Source organism: Eubacterium sp. AF36-5BH (assembly GCF_003460505.1).
Lineage (GTDB): Bacteria > Bacillota > Clostridia > Lachnospirales > Lachnospiraceae > Eubacterium_G.
Window position 1 is genome coordinate 1 of the sequence record NZ_QTVG01000001.1, and the last position, 23,301, is coordinate 23,301.

24 protein-coding genes are annotated in these 23,301 nt (G+C 34.0%); all 24 read right to left on the reverse strand.

Features of this window, described 5'->3' with window-relative positions; all coding sequences use genetic code 11:
* Positions 1-114 precede the first annotated feature (114 nt).
* The 24 genes from ltrA to DW006_RS00125 all read right to left on the reverse strand — a co-directional run bounded on the left by ltrA (position 115) and on the right by DW006_RS00125 (position 23,199).
* Positions 115-1,938 (reverse strand): group II intron reverse transcriptase/maturase, encoded by a 1,824-nt coding sequence (gene ltrA / locus DW006_RS00010; protein ID WP_117998258.1) that lies wholly within the window; start codon positions 1,936-1,938, stop codon positions 115-117.
* Positions 1,939-2,623: 685 nt separating this feature from the next.
* Positions 2,624-3,193: a type IV secretory system conjugative DNA transfer family protein gene (locus DW006_RS00015; protein WP_117998261.1), complete on the reverse strand. Its 570-nt coding sequence runs from the start codon at positions 3,191-3,193 to the stop codon at positions 2,624-2,626.
* A complete protein-coding gene (locus DW006_RS00020; protein WP_117998265.1) occupies positions 3,193-4,308 on the reverse strand; it encodes a PcfB family protein in 1,116 nt (371 codons plus the stop codon). Before DW006_RS00020 ends, DW006_RS00015 begins: the two co-directional genes overlap by 1 nt.
* A 5-nt stretch (positions 4,309-4,313) precedes the next feature.
* Positions 4,314-4,691, reverse strand: a complete 378-nt coding sequence (locus tag DW006_RS00025; protein ID WP_117998269.1) for a hypothetical protein — start codon at positions 4,689-4,691, stop codon at positions 4,314-4,316.
* Positions 4,692-4,700: 9 nt separating this feature from the next.
* A complete protein-coding gene (locus DW006_RS00030) occupies positions 4,701-5,792 on the reverse strand; it encodes a hypothetical protein (RefSeq protein WP_117998274.1) in 1,092 nt (363 codons plus the stop codon).
* Positions 5,793-5,823: 31 nt separating this feature from the next.
* Positions 5,824-7,266: a relaxase/mobilization nuclease domain-containing protein gene (locus DW006_RS00035; RefSeq protein ID WP_117998277.1), complete on the reverse strand. Its 1,443-nt coding sequence runs from the start codon at positions 7,264-7,266 to the stop codon at positions 5,824-5,826.
* Positions 7,244-7,585 (reverse strand): plasmid mobilization relaxosome protein MobC, encoded by a 342-nt coding sequence (gene mobC / locus DW006_RS00040; protein WP_117998281.1) that lies wholly within the window; start codon positions 7,583-7,585, stop codon positions 7,244-7,246. Before mobC ends, DW006_RS00035 begins: the two co-directional genes overlap by 23 nt.
* A 404-nt stretch (positions 7,586-7,989) precedes the next feature.
* Positions 7,990-8,958 (reverse strand): DUF3991 and TOPRIM domain-containing protein, encoded by a 969-nt coding sequence (locus tag DW006_RS00045; protein ID WP_117998285.1) that lies wholly within the window; start codon positions 8,956-8,958, stop codon positions 7,990-7,992.
* Positions 8,959-8,963: 5 nt separating this feature from the next.
* Complete coding sequence (locus tag DW006_RS00050; RefSeq protein WP_021952424.1) at positions 8,964-9,506, reverse strand: JAB domain-containing protein; 543 nt, start codon at positions 9,504-9,506, stop codon at positions 8,964-8,966.
* A gap of 111 nt (positions 9,507-9,617) precedes the next feature.
* Positions 9,618-10,658, reverse strand: coding sequence for a DUF5688 family protein (locus DW006_RS00055; RefSeq protein WP_117998288.1), 1,041 nt, complete (start codon positions 10,656-10,658; stop codon positions 9,618-9,620).
* Between the two features lie 71 nt (positions 10,659-10,729).
* Complete coding sequence (locus DW006_RS00060) at positions 10,730-10,930, reverse strand: hypothetical protein (protein ID WP_117998291.1); 201 nt, start codon at positions 10,928-10,930, stop codon at positions 10,730-10,732.
* Between the two features lies 1 nt (position 10,931).
* Entirely contained in the window at positions 10,932-11,177 is a 246-nt protein-coding gene (locus DW006_RS00065) for a hypothetical protein (protein ID WP_117998294.1), read from the reverse strand.
* A 148-nt stretch (positions 11,178-11,325) separates the two neighbouring features.
* Positions 11,326-12,048: a hypothetical protein gene (locus DW006_RS00070; protein WP_021952429.1), complete on the reverse strand. Its 723-nt coding sequence runs from the start codon at positions 12,046-12,048 to the stop codon at positions 11,326-11,328.
* On the reverse strand, positions 12,049-12,258 hold the full coding sequence (locus DW006_RS00075; RefSeq protein ID WP_021952430.1) for a hypothetical protein: 210 nt from the start codon (positions 12,256-12,258) through the stop codon (positions 12,049-12,051).
* A 65-nt stretch (positions 12,259-12,323) separates the two neighbouring features.
* The gene (locus DW006_RS00080; RefSeq protein ID WP_021952431.1) at positions 12,324-12,839 is read right to left on the reverse strand and encodes a GNAT family N-acetyltransferase; all 516 of its coding nucleotides are present in this window, start codon (positions 12,837-12,839) and stop codon (positions 12,324-12,326) included.
* A 119-nt stretch (positions 12,840-12,958) separates the two neighbouring features.
* Entirely contained in the window at positions 12,959-13,624 is a 666-nt protein-coding gene (locus tag DW006_RS00085; RefSeq protein ID WP_117998298.1) for an AAA family ATPase, read from the reverse strand.
* A gap of 162 nt (positions 13,625-13,786) precedes the next feature.
* Positions 13,787-14,506, reverse strand: coding sequence for a class B sortase (locus DW006_RS00090; protein ID WP_021952432.1), 720 nt, complete (start codon positions 14,504-14,506; stop codon positions 13,787-13,789).
* Positions 14,496-18,686, reverse strand: coding sequence for a SpaA isopeptide-forming pilin-related protein (locus tag DW006_RS00095; protein ID WP_117998302.1), 4,191 nt, complete (start codon positions 18,684-18,686; stop codon positions 14,496-14,498). Before DW006_RS00095 ends, DW006_RS00090 begins: the two co-directional genes overlap by 11 nt.
* A 70-nt stretch (positions 18,687-18,756) precedes the next feature.
* A complete protein-coding gene (locus DW006_RS00100; protein ID WP_021952434.1) occupies positions 18,757-19,719 on the reverse strand; it encodes a CAP domain-containing protein in 963 nt (320 codons plus the stop codon).
* 164 nt (positions 19,720-19,883) lie between these two features.
* Complete coding sequence (locus tag DW006_RS00105; protein WP_021952435.1) at positions 19,884-20,063, reverse strand: hypothetical protein; 180 nt, start codon at positions 20,061-20,063, stop codon at positions 19,884-19,886.
* Between the two features lie 8 nt (positions 20,064-20,071).
* Positions 20,072-20,485 (reverse strand): hypothetical protein, encoded by a 414-nt coding sequence (locus DW006_RS00110; protein ID WP_021952436.1) that lies wholly within the window; start codon positions 20,483-20,485, stop codon positions 20,072-20,074.
* Positions 20,486-21,415 carry a ParM/StbA family protein gene (locus DW006_RS00115; RefSeq protein WP_021952437.1) on the reverse strand — a complete coding sequence of 310 codons (930 nt, stop codon included), beginning with the start codon at positions 21,413-21,415 and terminating at the stop codon, positions 20,486-20,488.
* 48 nt (positions 21,416-21,463) lie between these two features.
* Positions 21,464-21,763: a hypothetical protein gene (locus DW006_RS00120; protein WP_243002547.1), complete on the reverse strand. Its 300-nt coding sequence runs from the start codon at positions 21,761-21,763 to the stop codon at positions 21,464-21,466.
* A 476-nt stretch (positions 21,764-22,239) separates the two neighbouring features.
* Complete coding sequence (locus DW006_RS00125; RefSeq protein ID WP_021952439.1) at positions 22,240-23,199, reverse strand: ParB/RepB/Spo0J family partition protein; 960 nt, start codon at positions 23,197-23,199, stop codon at positions 22,240-22,242.
* Positions 23,200-23,301 lie beyond the last annotated feature (102 nt).

Genomic DNA, 23,301 nt, shown 5'->3' on the forward strand with positions numbered 1-23,301 from the left:
TATAGCAATAGGTAAGGATTTGATATTATCTCCACCTTTTCCCCTGCTCTACACCGTACGTGAGACTTTCGCCTCATACGGCGTGCCATCATACATTTGCAAATTATTTATTGTCTAAACCTTTTGGTAATCATAATTTTGCCTTATATAATTAACTTTTTTCCATTGTTCTTCATTCAACTTAAATTTTCTTAATAAACCTTGGGCTTCAACCATCTTTCTCGTAAATATTGCCTTGTACACATCTGAATTTATAAAGATTATATTTCCGTGATTATTAGTTCCCCTCTTTTTTAAAGGTTTCTTTCTAATGCACTTCATATGGCTAACATCTAACTTCTTACCCGTTATGTAACAATTTCCTTGCTGAATGACATATGCTGATAAACTATTGTCATTAAATTCTATTGTTTCTGTTGGGTCTCTCATTTTAGCTATGGCTTCAAATTCTCTTTGTGTAATAAGCATTAAATTCTTGTGTATTTTCTCTCGACCTTTTGAAGTATAATTACTTATTTCCTGAGAGAAATTCATAGGACTCCTATGGTGAACTCCCGTTAATGGGAGTAAACACATATCTCCTATGGTTACAATTTTTGTTTCTTTCTGAATACCCATTGTTTGTTTTTGAAAATTAATGTCTGTTTCCTTAAATGGAATTGTTTTGCTAATGTCTCTAAGACGTATTCTTATGGTTGGTAAGAGAGCGTAATTCACATCCGTTAAATTGTTGTAAATATTTGTTGCTATGCAATAATAATTTTGTATTCCTCTAATGGCTGAATTATAGTTTTTAATTGCCACTGTTGGGTTGTCTTTTCGAATGTTAATTATTTTGGCTTTTAGATTGCTTTTTGCATTCTTAATTGCCTTGTCACTCATATCAGTCTTTGCTATATAACCATATCTGGTCTTCCCCTTTGGAACGACTTTTATTTTAAAACCTAAATATGTTGATGAGTTTTTCTTAAGATTTATGACTTTTGATTTTTCTTCACTTATGTCCAATTTCAATCTTGTTTTTAAGAAATCCACTGTTGCGTGATACCATCTCTGTGCTTCGTTATAACTTCCACACATTATTTTGAAATCATCTGCATATCTTATTAGAAATCCATCTTTCAGATTGGTGTATTTCTTCGCATATGTTCGAAATGCTGCAACATTAGACATTCTGTTTGGTTTGAATGTTTCCCATTGATTACTTATCCACCAATCTAATTCATTTAAGACTATTAGGGATAGTAGTGGACTTATTATTCCACCTTGTGGTGTACCTTTTGTCGGTATTCCTTCTCCCTTTATTTCTGACTTAAGTATCTTACTCATGATACTTATTAAACGCTTGTCTCTTATTCCAAGTGTCCATATCTGTTTCAAAAGTTTTCCGTGGTCGACATTGTCGAAAAACCCTTTTATGTCAACATCAACACAGTAGTAATGCTTGTACATATTTATCATACTAACTGTTCTACTAATTGCGTGATGTGTGTCTCTGTTTGGTCTAAAACCATATGAATGGTTGTGAAACTTAGGTTCACAGATTGGTTCAAGGACCTGCAATATGCACTGCTGAACCAATCTGTCCCATATACACGGAATACCCAATGGTCTTTTCTTGTCACTTCCTGGTTTTGGAATGTACACTCTTCTGACAGACTTAGGTTTGTAGTCAGCTAACATCTCTCTCACTGTATTAATCACAGTTTCATCTGTTAGTTCTTTAATATCGTCTATTGTCTTTCCATCAGTTCCCTTGGTATTACTACCTTTATTACTCTTTAGGTTTCTATATGCTAACCTGATATTTTCTTCTGAACCAATAATCTCCAGTAACTTATAAAAGTTGTTACCGTTTTTACTTGCTGAATACAATAAATCATATACTCTTTGCATATCATAATATTCGTTGTATCTCAATTTGGTTTTCTTTAGCATGGTCTGTAACCTCCTATCTAGGAGTGATTACATCTCTTAGTCTTACTCGAACCCATACCATTCGACTTTAATTTGCTTAACTGTATGACTAGAGGTCTTCCCTCCACCGCTTATTATCACGGTTTCTTCGGTACTATACCTCCGCTTTCACTGACATAATCTCACTTATATCACTATTGTGATTTTCCCGTTTGATACATTTCGTAGAAAGTAGATTCTCCACGCTGTCAGCTTCCAACGTTCCAAACACACTATCTTTACATCTATCCTTAGGTTCCTTCTATGAGCCTGTTACCTTGACACTGCCTGTAACAATGTATGGACTTTCATAAAGGCGGAATCTTACTCGCCCACAGTGACGACACTATTTGTGTCACTATGCATTTCTACATAGTCCCGATATAGACCCGTACATTCGAAGTTTCGTCAGAAGAGCTTAACTCTCTTCATTCTCACCATAGATAGTTTATAGACCCCCGGCATATAGGATACACATCTCACCTCTGAAATGCTTTCGACATCTAATCTGTTTCGGTATCTCTCTGCCGACTTCACCGAGCTTCTTACACTTTAGTTTCTACTAACTTAGGTGCAAGTCGGAGGATTAGGGTTGCCTTTCAGGACGTTACTCCATCATTCGACATATCGTGTGTTTAGTTCTCCGATTTACTACTATTTTTTTTATTCAATTATTAGTTGCAATCGTGCCATAGCTTTTCACTATGGAACGTTTCGCACCGCCTTTCGGATCAGTAACAATGAATGAACACTTATCAGGCATCTGCATAAGGTTTGGTTTTACTTCATAAAAAGTTTTTCCTGCACCGGAGCCACCGATAATAAGAACATTGTTATTAAGTTTTGTTTTTCTCGTATCAAGACTCATTCTTACATTCTGACTTAATATTCTGTTATAATGTTCATCCTTATCATTAATTGTTTTGTTTACCTGATTTATATCGGCAAACTTTGCAGTTCCGTATTCCTTGCCGGGCATCAGATTTCTTCTGCTTGTATAGTACATAAGTACTGCCATGCCATATGTAAGTACTGCGACGGTAACTGCCTTAACTGTTGCTTTCCCTTCATAATAGTTTTGAAAAGGCTCTGCAAACACATGATTTAATGATTCCATAAATTCATTAAAGTCCATACCCTGACTCCAGGCACCGTTTATCAGATATCCTAAATATGCTGCCAAAACTGCACCAATAAAAAGAAGAACAAAGGAAGGCTTTTTATTCTTTTCTGTCATTATCTTCTGCTCCTTCCATGCTCTTCTGTTTTTAATGTAACTTCTTTATCAGGTTTCTTCTTTTCATATTTCTTTCTTACAGCAGCTTCCACACTGTCATAATGTTTAGAATATAATTCACTTCCCCTTATTGTCTGTACTACTCTGTTACTTTCGTCATAAAGTTTATATTCCTTTTCCATATCTAAAAATGTAAGCATTGTTTTTCCGTTATGTATTTCCATTATGTTTTCTTTTCTTATCCACACATAACGAACATTCTCCCCCCATGTTCCGGGAACTCTTGTTTTAACAGCTGCCTGACTTTCCTCATCTATCAGTGTTTTTGATATTGTAATGTCTGAAAGATTATCGTTTTTTGACATGGACACTGCCTGTATTCTCTCTGCAATACTACGATAACTGTTAATTCTTTTTGTAAAGGCATCTTTATCCATTGCTGCCTTATAACTATTATCCGTATCTGACTTTTCCAGTGCCCCCATAGTAACAAGTTTTCCAATTATCTCTTTTGCATCATCACTTCCTATATCAAACTTATCTTTTATGGTATCAACCGATACATCATTTTTTTCAACGGCATAAAGACCTATTTTTTCAATCAGCCCCTGTATTGCCTCTCCTGCTTTTTCTTCCTCCTGTGTATGAAACTTACCATTTCCTTCTTTCTGCTTTTGAAAGTAGTCAATAAGTTTATTCTTTCCCTCACTGTCACTCTTTTTTACATAATCATCAAATGTGCTGATATGCCCTGATTTCATTTTCTGCAGCATAACATTAATTCTTGGTGTTGCTTCCGAATGAAAAATTACTTCAGTCTGTCCCTTATTAATATTGGGCATTGTGGAATACAGTATTCCATACTTCTTTGCAAGTTTTTTAACTTTTTTCATTTCACTGTTGTCAAACTGTAAAACCTGCAGGTCCCCTCCTCTCATCAAAAGCTTTCTCATTGAAGTTCTTCCAAGATTTTTTTCATAATCAAGCATTCCTTTTATTACATTTAGAACTTTTTTCATTGCTTCTATGCCGTCACTTCCAACTTTCATTGCTATCTCAATACCGTCATAAGCTACTCTTATAATCTGTACTGCTTCTGCAATTTCATCTGCCATATTTCTCACCTGCCTTCGTATTCTTTTACTTTATCCAAATTTTCGTTTTCAATTTCATATCTGTTAATGTCTACTCCGCATGCATTTAAAACGCTGCAAAGACTGTGAAGCATTTCTTCTTTTTCAATTCTCAACATTTCAAGAGATGCTATAAGACTTTCTGCCGTCTCTACCCATAAAGGCTTTTTTTCTGCAATGGCAAGGTATCTTTTCTTTATGGTTTCAAAATCCCTATCCTTGCTTTTTATCTCCTCAATCATGTTGCCGGTAAGTTCTCTGTCTCCTGTGCTCATTCCATATTCCAGCACAAACACCATTTCTTCTTCCGACATTTCTTCCAGTCTTTTCTTAATCCATTCCGCCATTTCTCTCATTGATAACATATCTGCCTCCTATCCCTGCAGACTGTTTTCCAGCTCTGCAATCTCAATTATTTCTTTCATTCTTTCAGCAGGCACTCTGCTGTTTATGATGTCCTCCAATTGATTTTCAGTAAGACCTTTTTCAATGGCAATTTTTATCTGGACAAGCTGGTTTCTGTCTAATTCTCCATCAATTACAAGTTTTACAAGATTTCTCCTGCTTTTTGTTTTGATACCAAGTCTTGAAAAAATACCTACCAGACCATGATTGTTTACTGATGTTTTTCTTTCAATGTCATTACTGTTAATTCTTACAACTGTACTTTTATTGCCTGCATATGGCATATTTGCTGACTGAAAAGAGAAATAATTATCGGCATCATTTCTTACATTATTAAAGGTTTCTTTATCCTGCTCATGTTTCTTCTGCAGTTCCTTGACCTTTTCTTTTAAAGCTTCATTCTCTGTTTTTAATTCCCCTGCTTCTTTTCTTTTTTCTGCAGCCTGTGAATACGCTCTGTTTATCTCATCCTGTTTCTGTGACAGCAGTTCATCTTTTTCCTGATTTTCTTTAAGTATTCTTTCAAGCTCTTTCTGTTCTTTTTTATCCTGTGTAAGATTATTTAATACATCAGTAATTTCATCAAACTTTTTATCCGTGTTCCCAATGGATAACACCACCTCTTCAATATAATCCGTAAGTTTCTTTACATACTCAGGCTCCATTTCTGCCTCGTCTGCCAGGCTGTCAGTTTTCTGTAAAATATCATCATACTGTTTCTTCATTGCTATTGCCTTTTCGCCACTTGACAGTATTCTTTCCACATCTTCAATGGGAACTCCCTGTCTGTAAAAATCAAGTCCCATTTTTAGTTTAGTAACATCAACTCCTTCTGCCGTAAGTACTTTAATTGCTCTGTCATCATAATCAAAACGTAAACACTCCGAATAGATTCGCATTCTGTCTATGTCCATCTTCTTATCTGCATATTTTGCTATCTGTTCTCTTGTAAGACCATAATCTGCATCATAATTTATCAGTTCCATTACTTCTTTGCTTAATCCTTTTTTCTTAAATCCCTGCACAATCATATTTTTGTCTCTTGTAATATCACTGCTCATTTATTACCTCCTGTTAAACTAATAAAACAGCCTACTTTTGTGGCTGCTTGTCTTTTTCTTTTATTTGCTTTTCTTCTCTTACTTCTTCAATACTTCTTTCAGATTTTTCATTTTCTTCTCTGATAATTTCATCCGCAATTTTTAATTTCTTTTTTACATCTTTAAGTATGCTTCGTAATTCTGCATACTTGTCTTTATAATGTTCTTTTAAACTTCTTATCTCGTCTACGGTATATCCCTGATTTTTTATTTCATCAGAAAGCAAAATGTACTGTTCATGTTCTTCTTTAAAGAAGTCATCTCCTCTTATGTAACAGTTTTCACTCTCAGTTAATTCATCAATCTTTTCTAAGGCTTTAAAAAGTTTTTCAGATGCTTTTTCACCACGACGTACTCTGCTTATTTCTCTGTTAATACTTTTCCTTTTATCATCAAGTATCTGCCATCTGTCGTTTAATTCTTCAATATCTTTAATTCCATACTTTGATAAAAATGTATATTGTGCATGTAACTTATGCATCTTTTTTATGTCATCACGATATTTCCATGCCTGTGAATAAGATCTCTTTTTCAGTTTTCCTGTCCGGTACAACTTTGCAAAGTATTTTTTCTGAAGTCCTGTAAGCTTAGCTCTCTTATATCTTGTAAATTTACAATACACTATCTTTGGCTGGCTTCTTTCTTTCTGTGGCTTATAATCTGCAATACTTTCTTCTTTTATTCTCTCAGTAATTCTTTCTTTTGTGTATTCACTGCCCCAGGTATCAATTCTCATATATCGTTTCATTCCCGGCATCATCACTGCCATATGTTTTCCCTGTTTTATGATATATCCTTTTTCTTCCAGCAATCCTAAAAAACTGTCATAAGTTGAAGCCTGAACAATACATGAATCCACGTCTCTCATAACCATGTCTTTCCATATAAACTTACCGTCCCGATACGGATTCCAGTCTTTATATCTTTCATTTATCCCTTTTCCGTCAGCACTTATGTCTATGGTTGAAAGACCATATTCCTCACACAGCCTGTTAGTAAGTGGCTGTATATACTTTGCCCAGTCACCTTTTTCGTATCTGTACTTTTTACCGTTTACCATGTTCACGCTGTTAAATATAATATGCCCGTGCTTATGGTCTGTGTTATTATGTACGGAAAATACAACTTCATATTCATTTCCTATATATTCCTTTGCGAACCTTTGTGTTATTTCAAAGGCAGTATCATCATCCACTTCTCCTTCCTCAAAAGATATAATGAAATGATATGCCTGTCTTTTATCTGTTTTTCCAAATTTCACTTTTGTGCTTTTCATCCTGTCATATGCAAAGTCAGGCTGACAGTTAATACCACCCACCAATCTCCCGTTATCTGTTTTTTCAGATGCCTTAATATAATCAATTGCAGCTTTTAAATGCTTTCCGTGATAACCTGTTCCACAGTCACCTATATTAAGAATCTTTGTTACTGCCAATCTTTTTTTCCACTTCTCTAACCGAAAGAATCAGCTTTCTCATATATGACCTTAAACTTTCCATGTCATCACGTTTATAAAATCCTGCATTATTTTTTCTTGCTATCTGGTTTATGTTATTTCCTATGTGATTTACTTCATTAATCAGTTCTGAAAGCATCTGCCTTATCTCAGGATAATCTTCCGGTTTCTGGCTTAAAAGGAAACGCATATAATCTGAATCAGTCATACCATACATTTTTGCAAATTTTCTCAATGTCTTTGCTTCGGTTTCAGTAAATCGAAAATGCTTTACTACCTTATGTCTGTTATCCGCCATTTACATCACCTTCTTTCCTAGCGTGCAATAGCCAATCAATTAATTCTTCTGGTTTAGAAAATAATACACATCCGTCTGTCACCTGTAGTCTCACCTCCTCTTATCCGTATTTTGTTAAACATCAATTAACCCTCGTCCCCATAAACGACCTGTCAGTCGCAAGATACGCATTTGGTGATACAAATGCAATTCTTGTTAGGGGAACAGCCCCTAAAACCCCTGACATATCTAATATTCTTCTTTCCCCCTGAAAAAGTGAGGGGGATTTTTAAAAGTTACTAAACTTTTTGACAGGGGTCCCCCGAATTTTTACCACGGAAATTTTTTATCTTATTTTTCCACTTTTTATTTTTGTCATGGAAATCCCCCCGAAATTTTGAAAGTCACTAAACTTTTCCGAGGTACTACCTGCACTTTTTCGGGGGGATTATATTTTTTCTTTTTACTGCTTTTATCCAATCGTTGTAATCTTTAAAATCCTTTGGTGGTGGAAGTTCTCTGACTTCATATCCCTGCTTCTCATACTTATCTTTCAAAGCTTTAGACGCTTTTCTGCCCGGCTCATCATTATCAAGACATAATCTGATAAACTTTATTCCCGGATGTTCTTTAAGAAATGTCTCAAGCGGAGCATCCGCAACCATTCCCAGTGCAATTTTATTTGTTTCATAATCATCGTAAATATCACAATAACTTAACAAGTCTATTGCTCCCTCAAACACTTCCAGTTCATCTGAATTATCATTTGCTACATTAAAACCATATGTCTTGTCATTACCCTTTACGTCGCACTTAAATGCATGACCATTTTTATCAAAAACACCTCTCATACTTGCGAATCTTGTGGCTCCATTTTTATCATTTCCTTTAAAAACTATATTGTGGTAATCTCTTGATTCATAAATCAGTTTATGACTTACAAAGTAGTCAATGCATTTTCTGCTAATCATTCTTTCATTTTGCAGATACGAATAAAGATAATTAAAACTGTCTGATTCTTTAGGAAGAACAAATTCTTTTTCTTCTGTGTCTATACTTGATTTATCTACACAATGTTTCAGACTGTTATTTCTTTCACTGTCATCTGTTTTCTTATATCCTGCAAAATCAAGTAACCAAAAGACCGCTTCTTTAACATCCATTCCTGCAAACACTCGTAAGAAGTCTATCTGGGAGCCACCATTACTTCCCTTTTCACTTTGTCTCGACCAACGATACCAGTTAGTCCGATTATAAATCCTTATGGAATCCATTTCCTTTAAGGTATAGTACTTTCCAATCTTTTTTACCGTGTAACCAAGAAATGAAGCCACGGAACATAAATCAACAGATTTTGCTATGTCTAATTCTTCCTCTGTAAATCTGTTATTCATTTGCATCACCTGCTCTTTTCTTTTTCAGCTACCATTGCACTGTCATTAAATTTAAGATTATTGTAATCCTGCTCAAAGACTGTTCTTTTATGTAGCATAATCCCCTTTTCTCTCATGCTGAAATATTGTGCTTCATCACCACCAACAATTATATGGTCAAGTAATGGTATTTCCATTAAATCAGTAAGTTTTATAAGTCTGTCCGTAATTTCAATATCTTCCTTAGACGGATTTAACGATCCCGAAGGATGATTATGAATCAACAACATATGCGCTGCATTTGAAAGAATGCTTGCTTTAAATATTTCTCTTGGACTTACAATAGACTGATTGAGGGACCCCATACTTGCCATAGTACAGTTAATGGGCGTATTATCACTTTTCAAGTTAACTACACACAAAACTTCTCTGTCCATTTTGCAAAGATATTTTCCAATCACCTGAACTGCTACTTCCGGATTTGAAATCTTTATGTCAGATAGAATTGGAGCTTCTTTTACAAGCCTTACAGACACCACATTTAATTTAAAATCATCGCTAATCTTCATGCTCTTTATCCTCCCACTCCATCTGAATGACAAACTCTCCATCAATTGAATTTACAATTTCAGTCAATTCATCGAGCTTTTCAATCTTAATTTCAATCTCCATAAGCTCACCTACAATGATTTATCCTGAATACCATAGCTAATTGATTCAGCTACTGATTTTCCGTCTAATCTCTTATTTGGTGCGTTTGTTGCAATGGTTAGCTCTCTTTTATTTCTGTCATAGTGATATACTTCATTGGATAATCTGTCTTCCAAATCCACCTGATTCATATTGATGTCATTTACCATCTCCTGTAATTCATCAGCACTATGTCCGTTTGATGATATTGCAATTACTTCATGAATGGACGAAGGAATGATATAAATATCTGAATGTAAAATGGATGCTAATTTATCAAGATTTTCCGGAAACAGAATTTCTGCTGCTCCATTAATTTTTCTCCTGTTTGTCATAACATACATTTTCGTTTGACAGTTATCATCAACAACTTCACTAATTGTGTCGTCAATTTCTTTTCTTTCCTCTTCATATTCATCCCCTGCAATTTCTTCAAGCAACATTTCACCTATTGCATCCTGCATATCCTGGATACTTACCGGAAGAAGTTCAGGTGTATTCTTCATTGCCACTTCATAAAGTTGTTCTTCATTCATTCCCATCTGACTGGCTACGTCATTTGTTATTACCACTGAACTCATGCCACTTTTATCATTGCTTATAACTGCTTTATAAATAATTGACAAATCTAAATAATCTCTGTGCGGAATGTTCTTAAGATATTCCTCATTCTGAGCTGTATTAACCAAAGTTACAACAACGCGATCTTTAAATGTTTCAACAGCAATATCTTTGTTTTTAATAGCCTCCGGAAGATTCTTATAACCATCTAACATAAGTTCTGCAGCACAATTCATTACATAATCCAAGTTTTCTCTATTCTTGTACATCTCATAAAATTCACCCACATAAATAGTTGGTGAACCTTTATATTTACTCTTGCCATCCCCTGATAGTAAATTAATTGCATCCTTCTCGCAATTAACTTTAAATACCTTGTGTTCCACGACTCTATGCTCCTTAAATTCATCCGGCATATAATCTAAAAGTTTCTCTTTAAATACTTCTTTAAAAATTTCGTAATTCATCATTTACTATTTCCTCCTTAAACTAAAAAAGAAGATGCAGTCATACAGCTTACATCTTCCTTGTTTCTTTTTCTTTATCTAATTTTTATTTTTTCTTCATAATCCCCGTTAATATCTGGATTCATAACTACAACACCATTAGGCTCTTTAGTTTTTTCTATATTTCTTTCTGAAAGTGCCCTTACAGTTTCTTTGTCTATCCAGCTATTCTCATCTGACTTTATTTTATCCATAATTATTAACATTTCATCAGTGAGGATTTCACTAATATTCATATCAAATATCTTTTTCAGTACTTCTTTCGCTTCCCGTTTCATAAATAAAACGTTTGACATTAAACTCTTTTGCAATATAATCACATATTTTATCACTGTTAATACAGCTTTCTTTTTTATTTACTTCATCTTCAGAAAATGTTTTGTGCAAAAGCTCTTTTGGGGGATTTTTGATATATTCATCTTTTCTCCGGTATAATGTAACCATATTTAAAATTATTTTTAAATATAGAATAAATGTTATCACCCGGCAATATAAAAGCACCTGCTGTAATAGCAGATGCTAAACTTTAAATGTTATTAAATTGACAAACTGGGATTTATCATTTTAACAGTAGTCTTTCAGTTACAGTCTACAATACTCTTCCAACTATAATAGTTAAAAAGCTATATTCTTACTCTATTAAATTAGGATATCCTACATCTAAATCATATCCTGTACCATCTTCATTTCGTTTTAATTCGTAATATTGAACATACTCGTTTGTCATGCTGTCAGCAAACCAAATAAAAAATTTGACTCCTCTTCCCATTTTATATGTTTGAACATTTAGTAAAACTTCTTTTTTCTGATTTACTATAAAGACTTCTTTAAAACTTACACCTGTTAAGCTTTCTCCCGTTCCAAACGTTAATGTATTGGCAAATCCATTTCCTATATTTGTAATAGACAAATATATAGGATAAAACTCTTGTGTAGCTTTTCCGTTTACATATTTTGGTTCATCTGCAATTTGAAATTTTTTTACAGTTCTAGATGCGGTTCCTACTATTTCTACATTAAGAAATGGCTGAATACTTTGTCTTTCCTTTTTTCTATCAGCTTCACGGGTGAACTGTATTGTGTAAAATACTCCAAAAATCGCAATCGTTCCAGAGAATACACCACCAATGATACCACCCCAGTAAGATGCCAGCGATCCAATCCATGTTGCGTTAGCATCGTTATCAATAGATAGTTCGCCTATCCTACATCGTATCATTTCTTCACATTTCAAAGACAATAACACAAATAAAATAGCAATAATGGTACCTATTAAAACTGGCTTTATCCATTTTTTCTTTTTACATATTAATTGATTCCTTCCAAATCGTGATATCCTGATTTCATTTTTCATTTACTCCACCACCTTTTCCAATTCCATTTTATGCTCCTTCATAGAAATCTTCCTAACTTTATATCCATATTGAAACAACTCCTTTTTATATTTAAAAAAAGAATGGTCTATTGGCAGACCTACTATTTTCTCTATTTTGGCATAAGTCAGTTTAAAACTGTCAGTGTCATTTTCTTTTATCCAATTCCATAATGGATTATACTTGCTCATATTATACCGCCCCTACAAATTCTTATTTTCCAATTTAATAAGTTGGTATATCTCTAGTCTACTATTTAAATCGTTATATTCTTAGTATCAATCCAAATTAGAACATTTTCATCAGTTCTACCAGTAATAACACCTCCATTTGCCAACGCTACCGCTTGAGACGCTATATTATCTAAATCAACTGTTACCAATACTTTTTCTAATCCTATTTCATCTGCCTTCTTAAGCAATAATCTTAATATTTCATTACCGTATCCATTTCCACGAAACTGTGGTGCAATTCCGTAACCTATATGTCCACCCGTCTGACTCAATGCCTCCGTCAGAAAATGTCTAATGCTACCAAACCCAACAGGAATACCATCTACATACAACCAAAAAGTGGTAGAAGGTACTTTCCAACCATCCACAATTCCTTTTTGTTCAGCATCTCTCTGTTTTGCAATTAACCATTCTTTGTATTCATCAAATGTTAATCCATTAGCTTTATTAAGTAATCCATTCTCTTCACTTGGAATTTCTTGTAACATCTTGTAAACATCGAAACCATCATCGACAGATAATTTTTTTAGCTCCAACATTATTTTAAGTCCTCCTTAGTCAAATACACGCTAATTTTTCAGTTTATCAAACTAGAAGTTCCCTCTTACTCTCAGCCTCTTAACGAGATTGAAAGCAAGAGGAAATACTACTTATAAACTTAGTTATGTATTTCTGGCATACCAGCCAATCCAAAATGTTGTTCTACTTTTATTACAGTTTCCTCGACTGTACTTTCAGATGTTCTTTCAAGCCAAAAATAGCCACTTCTCTTGATGTCACTATAGTGTTTCTCATTGAGACTTCTCAAGGTTGCATTACAGGTTTCTTTTGCTTTCCCAGTATTGGACGCACTGTTAATAAAATCAGAAAAGCCTTGATGGTCAGAGCGATTACAGTAATCCTCTATTATATGTGTAGGCTCTTTAATTAGAAAGACAATTCGAGATGGTTCTGTAAGTTTTTTAGCCTGTTCCATAGTCAAATGACAATCGCACAATACAATCTGATTTTGCGAAAGACGTACCAAATCCAATAACACAAAATCTAACTGTTCTCTTGTATTATCAATCAGCCATTTTTTATATTCTTCTACGGTACGTCCAAAAAACTCATCAGCATCTTTAAAGGACTTATTCATTGCTGGCTGAAAATTAGCATTTGAAGCTTTTTGATGCTTTTCAAATTGTTCATCAACATCATAAACAAATAAATCATGTCTTTTTGCCAACTCCCGTGAAATCGTTGTCTTTCCTCCACAAGGTGTTCCCGTCACAAAATAAACACTTTTCAAATATTCTTTAATTACATTATCTTGAAATATCATTACAAGCTCTCCTTTATTAAATAGTTTTTAGTGTTCAATTTGTACATAAAACTATTTAACACAGTCTTATGCACTTAGATATTTCTTAATCTTAAAAATCTTAAACACCCAGTCATTACGGTTACCTCCAAATTCTTATTTGTTTATCTAATTATACCAAACCTATCCTGCCAATTCTACTGCAAACACTACAAATCTATAATCGTCGCCCCTGCTGTTATCACATGTTGAGAGTGTCAGTATTTTTTCTCCATACTTAGGCATAATATCAATGTTATAAATACTGTACTTCTTTGCTTTATTAATGAATTTATCATAATCTGGCTCATCCTGTGCCATTACAAACTTCCAATATGGAAAATCATTCTTATTTACACTGATAACAGAAAAAATCTTATATTTCTTTTTGTCTTTTGTTGTAAATAAGATATCTTTATGCTTCTTATAAAAAGTCTCATCTCTGTACTGTGTCAAAGCACCAAACATCTTTCCGCCATTTATGTTGTGACCATAGATAATCAGATTATCTGACTTTTCTAAATCACAATATGCTGACAAATAAGGAGTACCATAAAAGCTGTAGTTTTTATCTATATCATGATTAAGATAAAAATCCGGATTATCTTTTTTCTGCATTACAGGATAACTTATCGTTGTATCAGGAATCTCCAAATATCCAATAACGTCTTTGTTTCTTTTTCTCAGCTTATCAACTATATTATTATCATTCATTGTCTGAGCTTCATTTTGAATATCCACAAACTGCTTTTCTTCTGCATAATCTTCCTTTAACTGATTTACAGCCATTCCGGCAGATATAACCAGAATGGCTGCAACAAATAAGAACAGAACTACATAAACACATGATCTCTTACTGTTCATTATCCTTCTTCTTTCCATGATTGATTCTCACACATGAGTAGGTTGTTAGAGTACCAATTCCAAACAGTAATGCTAAAGCATACAAAAGAATATTTCTTCTGTTTCCTGTCTGTGGTGTATCCGGCACTTCCGGAATACGTTCATCCACTACCTTTAATTTTTGTACCTTTCCGGTATCCTTAACTGTAATCTTTACATCTTCTGCCTTCTTATAATGCTCTGGTGCTTTCTGTTCCACAAACGTATATGTTTCACCGGCTTTTAAGATTCCATCAAGCAGTACAACTTTTTTTGTTGTGGTAAATTCATATACTTTCTTACCATTACTGTCTAATACTTTATACTTAGCACCCGGAAGTAGCTTTTTAGTATCGGATGCAATCTTTGAAAACTCTATCTTCGTTGTATCATCCTTCATTGATACTTTCTGGATTTCCCCTGTATCAGAAACAGTAAACTCCACACTGCCAGCAGTTACAAATCCGTCTGCCGGTCTTTTTTCAGTAAATACATATGTCTTTCCTACAGCATACTTACCTTCAACTACGTGTTTATACTTTGTTGAAATCCAATGATCCGTCACTTCACCAGTTTCTTTATCTGTTACTTCAAGCTCACAACCCGGAACTTCTTTCTCCCCAGTGATGTTTGTTTTTGAAAATTCTACCTTTGTGGTGTCATCATACATTACAACTTTGTTTGGATTAGCTTCTATAAACTCATCCCCATTTTTTATAAACACCTGCGTACTATACTTAGCTTCGTCCATTTTGAGCTTAAGCATAAATGAAATATCTGTTGCAGTCGTATATCCGTCAGCAGGCTTTGTTTCTGATAAAACATATTCCTTGTCATGGAGCAGTCCCTTAACTTTTATGCTCATATCTTCGTCCATATTAGCATCAAAGTTAACATATCCCATTTCAGATAATTTCTCATTGATTCTGATTGAATCCTTATCTCCTGTAATCCAGCTTACAATTTCATTTCCATCTGTATCTGAAATTTTCAAATGACAGTCCGGAATTTCTACACTGCTTGCAATCATTAACTTATCCACTTCAACTTCTGTCTGCTCGTCACTTACTATTGCCTTTGCATAAACTGTTGCCGTTTCCTGATTTTCATATTCAAGATGTACAAATGTTGGTTCTTCTGATATGTAGTAACTGTCTGAAACACTTTCTTCCAAGAAGTAATAGTCTCCTGAATTGAGCGGTGCCTCCACTTCTCCGTAACCTTCACTCATTACCGGCACTGAAAATGGAATTTTCGCTGTTCCATCAGCTCCCGTTGTAACTGTTGTAATCTTTGAATCAGCTTCAAGTATTACATTTCCATCTATATCATATATATTATCCTTTGTGTAAAAACCAAACCTTGTATTTGGGACAGGCTTACATGTCTTTGAATCCTGCTTTAATACGGTAATATCTGTTGATACTAAATCGTTCTTAACTTCTAATACTCCATCAGTTGTATTTTCCGTAATATCTAATACATAATCATCATCCTGACTTTTCCATACAAAGTTCAAATCCCATGTGTTCATTTTTGGCAAAACATATCCATAAACAGTCTGTTTCTCTTTGATTTCATATGCTCCCAGCGGTACATTAAGTGTTACATCTCCGTTTTCATCTACGTCTGCTTTGCATATTCCATTACAGTCTGATGTAAACTCTGCACCCTGTCCGGTAGCAATTGTTGCTACCAAATCACCTGCAGCAAACCATGTTGTTCCCTGTCCGTCCTGTGTCACAATGTCCTCTTTGGCATAAAGCTCAAATACTACATTTCCAAGTCTTACATCTTCATACTGAAACGGATTTTCAATTACAGAAAGTGGCATAATGTCAGGTAATTTGCTTGCCAATTCAGGTACTTGTGCCACTGTTTCACTTTTAAGTCCTGATACACTCGGACCTGTCTTTTTAATCGTAAACTTTCCATAGGTTTCATCATTGTAATATTCATACTCTGCGTACAAATATTTATTTCCGTCTGCATCAACCATTGTTTTATATAATTTACTGTTAATCTCAACATTGATAAAGTTCTTGTCATTCTTAAAGCCTTCCGGTCCGTTTACTTCATAAACCCTGTATGTACCTGACTTCAATTTTTCATAAGTAATGATTTCTCCTGATTCGTCTGAAACAAATTTATCCATCGTTACAATTTTATTCCCATTATTGTATGACTGCTTTACAAGAGTTTCCGTGCCATCTGCATTTACCTTATAAATCTGATAAGTTGTATTTGCTTTAAGCACAGTCTGCTTTGTCTGAGAGTCCTTCTTTACAATCTTTAGATACGCTGTAAACTCAGGGTTATTTAAAAGATACTTATATGTCTCTCCGTCTTTTTTCACATCTACTAAAAAGTCTGGAGCAAACTCTGTATCTTTGTCACCACTAATCTGATGAACAATATATGTTCCGTATGGTAATTCTTTTGTAATTGCAAAACCGTCTTTATCTGTTTTAATCAAATCTCTTTCTGTTGCTTTTGCCTTATCATATGAACCACTTGAAGCAAGGAATACCTGAAACTGTGCATTTACCTCTTTTTCAACAATACCTGCAGTTCCATCACCTTTACCTTTAATGATTGATATTTTTCCCTTTATAACATCTTCACCTAATTCAAGTTTAGACTTTGCACTGTTATACTCTGCCGTATATACCTGTCCGTTTTCATTTACTGTATACACTTTTTCATTTTTAAGATAACCTGTTGGAGGTGTTATTTCTTTAATGAAATAATCTTTTCCACATCTTACATAATCTGTTTCAAACTGATTACCTGCATCTGTTGTATACTTTTTCATTAACTTTGTACACGCCTTATCTTCATACATACCATAAACTGCACCTGCTAAAGTAGCATCTCCCTGAGCTGCTTTTCCCGTTTCATTATCAATCTTTACAGCAGTTAATTTCACTTTCTTATAGTTGTTTACGACGTCATACTTATACGCTTTTTCATATTCACCATATTTCCCTGATGAAGTATCCGGCCAGAAACCATTTTCCTTTGTCCAGCTCTTGTCAGACTTTATAGTAATTGTAACTCCTTCGGTAATGCTTCCCTGCGCAATAATGTTTGCATTGCCTGTATCCAATTCTATAATAACATACTTATTACTGATTGCCTTCATCTGCTTTTCTAAATCTGCTTTGATTAATTTCTCTGCTCCATCTTTTGACAAATCACTGGCATATTTATATCCTTCATCATCCAGTTTATCTTTAATTTCCTTTTTTGCATTATCTGACATATCTTTCAAATCATCAGCTTTACAATAATAGTAGTTCTCTGACTGAATCTGATAATCAAACTTGTATGTAATTTTACCGTTTGAATCAGTTAATGCTTCAATTTCAAATCTGCTCTGGTCTTCATCCACTTCGTCGCCTTCAGGCTCTCCCCATCCGTTAAATCTGAACGAATACAGTTCCTTAATGTTCTTGGCAGTTAATAAGAATTTTACTTTTGGAAGTGCATTATTATCTTCATCCTTTTTTGTAAGTGTAATACGTTGTCTGTATCTCATTTTGTCATTCAAGGGATAAAACTTATAGTCTTCTTCTACCTCTGTGCTATTAATCTCCATCAGCACCTGTCGGGAAGATGCAGATGGTGTCCATTTTAAAATGGAGCACGTTACAACATGGTCTACATTAAAAATCTGATTATAGATTTCATTTACTGTTTTGTCATTATAATATCCAGTGTTTTCCCTAACCTGCTTAATAACATCTTTATACTGGCTTTCACTTGTTCTTCCTTCTTCTGCACTCCAGATTAAACACTGAGCATAAACCCACGCCTTGTTAGTTTTATTTTTTGTAAAAGCATACCAGTGTCCAATTTTTGCCTTAGCGGCGGTTTTTGCGTTAGTACTGTCACTTGATATTTCACTTGTTGATGAAACATATACATCACCGGTATGACATGCTTTTCCTAAATCCAGACAAAACACCGGTTTATTATTTACCAATGTTTTGAGCCACGTTCCACTTTCACTTTTGTCACCAATATTGACAGTTCCCAGCTGTCCTATATTTACTAATGAAGCAGTACCGGTTGATGCCTTTATCTGTGTATGTGGCAGTACCGTAACGGACATGATAACTGCAAGCATCATTGCCACGAGTCTCTTTATTTTATTCATTATTCAAATCTCCTTTCAAAAGAAAAAGACCGCCTAAAAAGACGATCTTTTATCAATTTATATTCTGTTTTTATTCTCTATCTAGAATTTGCAGTGCAGGCTCCAGACTTTCCGTGTTATTGTTTAACACTATTTCATCTACATCCACCATACTGAATACTGCCGCCCAACAACCTTTATATGAAGCTATTGCACCATAACGATAATCAGGATGTACCATGTTGTGATAATGTCCCTGACTGTTCTTCCATGATTTCATTGCATGTTTTGGTGAACTACTTCCACTAAATATATTTTCACCACTGATGATACAAACTCCATATCCTTTAGTTCCAACATTTCCCCACAGCATCCATTCTTCATAACCATACTTATTCTTTAAAACATTTTTGGCAGTTGAATCAAGTTTTGTGTGTGAAAATTCATCCACTATATCTTTTGCCCTAACTTTACATATCTCATATAGTACATCAGACCATTCCAGCTTTACAACACTTGCTTTCTTTCTGTAGTCATTTTGTAGCATAAAGGCTTGTTGGTCACAATACTTATGATATCCGTTTACTCCTGAGGCATAGCAGCCCTTCTTAATTAACTTATTGTTTTTTGTGTAATAAAGATTACTTTTTTCTGTATATGTAAGTGATTTTGAAAATTTACCATATATTTTCTTTCCTTTTTTCTTCTTGTATGCTCTTACCTTAAGCTTTACTTTTTCTCCTTCACACATATCCGTAATATTAAAAGAAGTATTCTTTGTAGTTAATATCTTATTCCATTTCTTTGAATAATAGTCATATCTGTAGATTTGATACCCCTTTACACCTTTAATCTTTTTCCAACTGATTTTTCTGTAGCATCCGTCATAGTACTTTTTCTTGGAATAAAAATAAGAGCCATCTTTTACTTTACTCTTTTTTACACCTGAAACTTTCTTGACAGTTGCTGCCTGCACTGTAAATGTATTTACATTCATCTGTGGAATTGTAATTGATAACAATCCTATTATTATGATTAATTTTATCTTCTTCATTCTGCCTTCCCTTCCGTAAGAGGGACAGGCTATCCGTGTTATACCATATCCGCTCCTACTGATGCGAATTTATTAAGTTACAACACGGGATGAAGAACTGGTTCATCCCGTATTCTGTTCATTTCTACCTCCTTGATTATACAATAATATGCTTGTTATTTCATTTATTTTTTCCTGCCAATAAAGAACACGGCAAGAAACATTTTCAGAACTGTACCGCAAATGATAAACAGTATTTTAATAATTTCAAGTAATAACTGACATATAGTTATTAAAACTTTTGCAAGTATCTTTATTGTTCCTATACTATATTCTTTTATTCCGTATAAAATATTTCCTGCCATATTGCCTCCTATTCTCCCCACATTTCTGCAAGTCCTAACAATGTGTCATCTGCACTAAATTCATCTTTCTGTTCAGTTTCATTCTGATTTGAACTTCTTACAAGATTTCCGGTAAAACTACCTAGTACTGATAGCATTTGCTTATTTACCTCACTCAAAATTTCATTTTTGATGTCTTCCTTCATTTTCTGAATATCTGACTTGGTAACAAAATTTTCTTCTCTTTTCTCCCTATCATCATTTGTTATAAAATCATTCTCTAATGCATTAATGTAATATTCTACTGCATCAGCTATAAACTGGTTTTGTGATTTGTAAACTGATTTGTCTAAATCTGCCAGTATCTGATGTATCTTAATGTGAGTGGGATTTCTCCTGCTAAGTCTTAAAGTATGATAAAAACCATCATCATTTTTTGCCATCTAGTTTTCTCCTCTCTGCTTTGCCTTAGAAAGCATAAATGCCTTTGCCAGATATTCAAATCCTTTTGCGTTAGCCTTAATATCTTCTATGTAACTAATATTTTTCCCAGTATTTTCTCCATATGTTTTCATTACTGTTGCTCCACCACCAACAAATGTTATTGGAGTGATATTAATGTTGATATTAAATTCTCTTAATGTGTTAAATACCTTATTTGCAAATCTTCTCATTTCATCTTCAACAACTTTTGCATATTTTTCTTCCATGTTACATACACCGGTTTTCATTATGTACTCGAGTTCAGATTCATCAATCTCACAATTAAATTTTGCAACACACTCTTTATTTATTGCGTGCATACAGGTTATTAATCCCATAGGTCTTGTGTCACACTCTGAAAGTTCAGGTTTCATGTCTTTAATAGTCATTAAATCCATTGTCCATGAACCAATATCTACTACAATATGCTTCCTGCCATACTCAGACATTCTGTCTGCTACTGCCGCATAACATTGTGGAAAAACTGATACTTTTACAATATTCACTCTGTAGGTCTGTTTTTCAAATTTAAACGTTACTTCTCTTTTTCTTGACAGATACTTAATAAAATCTTCCTTTTCAGCACCAAATCTTGTTAGTGGAAGTCCCACCGATAAAAAGATATCTGCATGATTCTTTCCCTTGATTTTCAACTCTTTAGCTATAGCAGCTAAGGTTAAAAGATAAAAACTATCATCTGTGACCTTAGTATCTTTTACTTCAAGTCTTTTCCCGCCTACTGAATAATAATTTCCTTCATATTGAAGAACATTGTCAAAGATTCCCGGTTCATTGGCTATTCTGTTTACTGCCGTAGTAAAAACTGTATTTACTGTCTTTATATTTGACCAACCGTGGTCAATTGCAATTATTTCAATTTTATTCTCCATCTTTCTGTGCCTCCTTGATTTTTTAGTCATCTATGTATCCTTCTTTCTTTATTCTCCTAACAAATCTTTCATACAAGGAAAACAATATAAATTGTCTTTTCCATAAGGACATCCTATACACTTGCTATCCTTCGGCTTATATGCGTTACAATTTGTACTATTTTTTGAACCACATTTCTTATTATTGATACATCTGTTATCATTTCCCCAGAAATATTTACATTTCATACAGCTATGAAGTTCTTTTACTAACTGTTTCTTATTATCGGCTTCGCTTTTTATTTCATCTTTCTTAAAAGCTTTTGTGTTAATTCCCAACTGTTTAGGCTCCTTTCTCTTCAGATTCATAGTATTCTTATGGGTATTAACTATGTATGTGTACTTCGCTTATCTCTAAGCCCTCATCGCCCGTACACCTGGGAATTACAAACAAGCCGCTTTTGCGTTCACGACGCTTCTAAATAGAAACTATCTCCTCTGCTGCCATTTCGAGGATAAGGAGCTTCTCTCACTCCTTTGTGGTTTATTATCCTTCCGCTACATTTAATCTGTCCTGCCTGCTCCGCCTTCTTTTCTCAATCCTTCGGTTCTCGTCGCAATGCTGTGAATGATTATCCGGACAGGTGCACCGGAATTTTACTCCTTACATCAATTCTTTCATGTAAGATATGAAACTTGTTGTTTCATAAATTTGTAATTGTTATTCAGTTTTCAATTTACAACTGCGATGTTTTATCGCATGGCATAATGATAAGTTATTTTCTAAATTGTTTAAATTGACTGACATGGTAAATAATTTGCAATACTTACCATGTCATGGTGATTTATCGCTTGGACAATTTGATATCAATCTCATTCTGTTCTATATACCATTCTTCAACTAATTTTTTTATTAACCCTATCTTTTGCTTTTCTGTAAAATTTTCAGGGAAAAATTCTTCCAACAAATCTGCTGGTATTTTTATTTTTTCTTTTTGATTTGGCTTTTCTTCCTCCAATATGCAATAAATATTATCCATATCCAAATTTCCGCTTTGACTTGACATTTTCATTCTATGAGCCTGTGTTAATGACGGAGTGCATTGCTCTAAATCCATTACCGCATATAATTCATATTGTTCAGTTTCTTTTAAATAAGATAACTCTACTGCAACTGTAAAGGCTATTCTTTCAGCATCTACCATTTCTAATATTTGTGGTATTAAATTTGTTAACCTAATATATCGTTGTATTTGTCTTTCACTTTCACCTATTTGCATCGCTAATTCTTTTCTTGATGAATATGAATTTGTTGTTTTTTCACTGTTTCGAAATACTAATTCTTCATTATCTTTTTTTTCAATTTCTATTCCATAAGTTTTTACATCCCTATTTTTCAACTTCTGGTCAACTTGACCAGAAGTTAAATCACTTCTTTGTCCCTGTCGGCTCATTGCTTCTAATTTCATTTTTAATGCAAAAGCTTTTTCACTTAACTTAATCTTTTCTCTCTGCATCAGGTTTATATCTACCATTGCAATTATTGCCTGTTCATCATTCATTTCTCTGATGACAACCGGAATTTCCTCTATTCCTAACTCTTCACATACCATTTTTCTTCTATGCCCTGATATAAGTTCATACCCCTCTCCATTAGGATTAGGTCTTGCAAGTAATGGCACTATTACACCTTCCTTATCAATACTTTTCATCAATTCAATAAAATCTTTATCAAAATTTACTGAAAAGGGATGATTTTTAAAAGGTTTCAATTGTGTCAGATTAACATTCTTAATTTCTTCCATTTTCAAATTCTCCTTTCAAAAAAATAAGGATTACTCATTTTCATTGCTGAAAACGAGTAATCCTTTGTCTTAATTACTACGAAGTAAATATTTGTTTTTTCT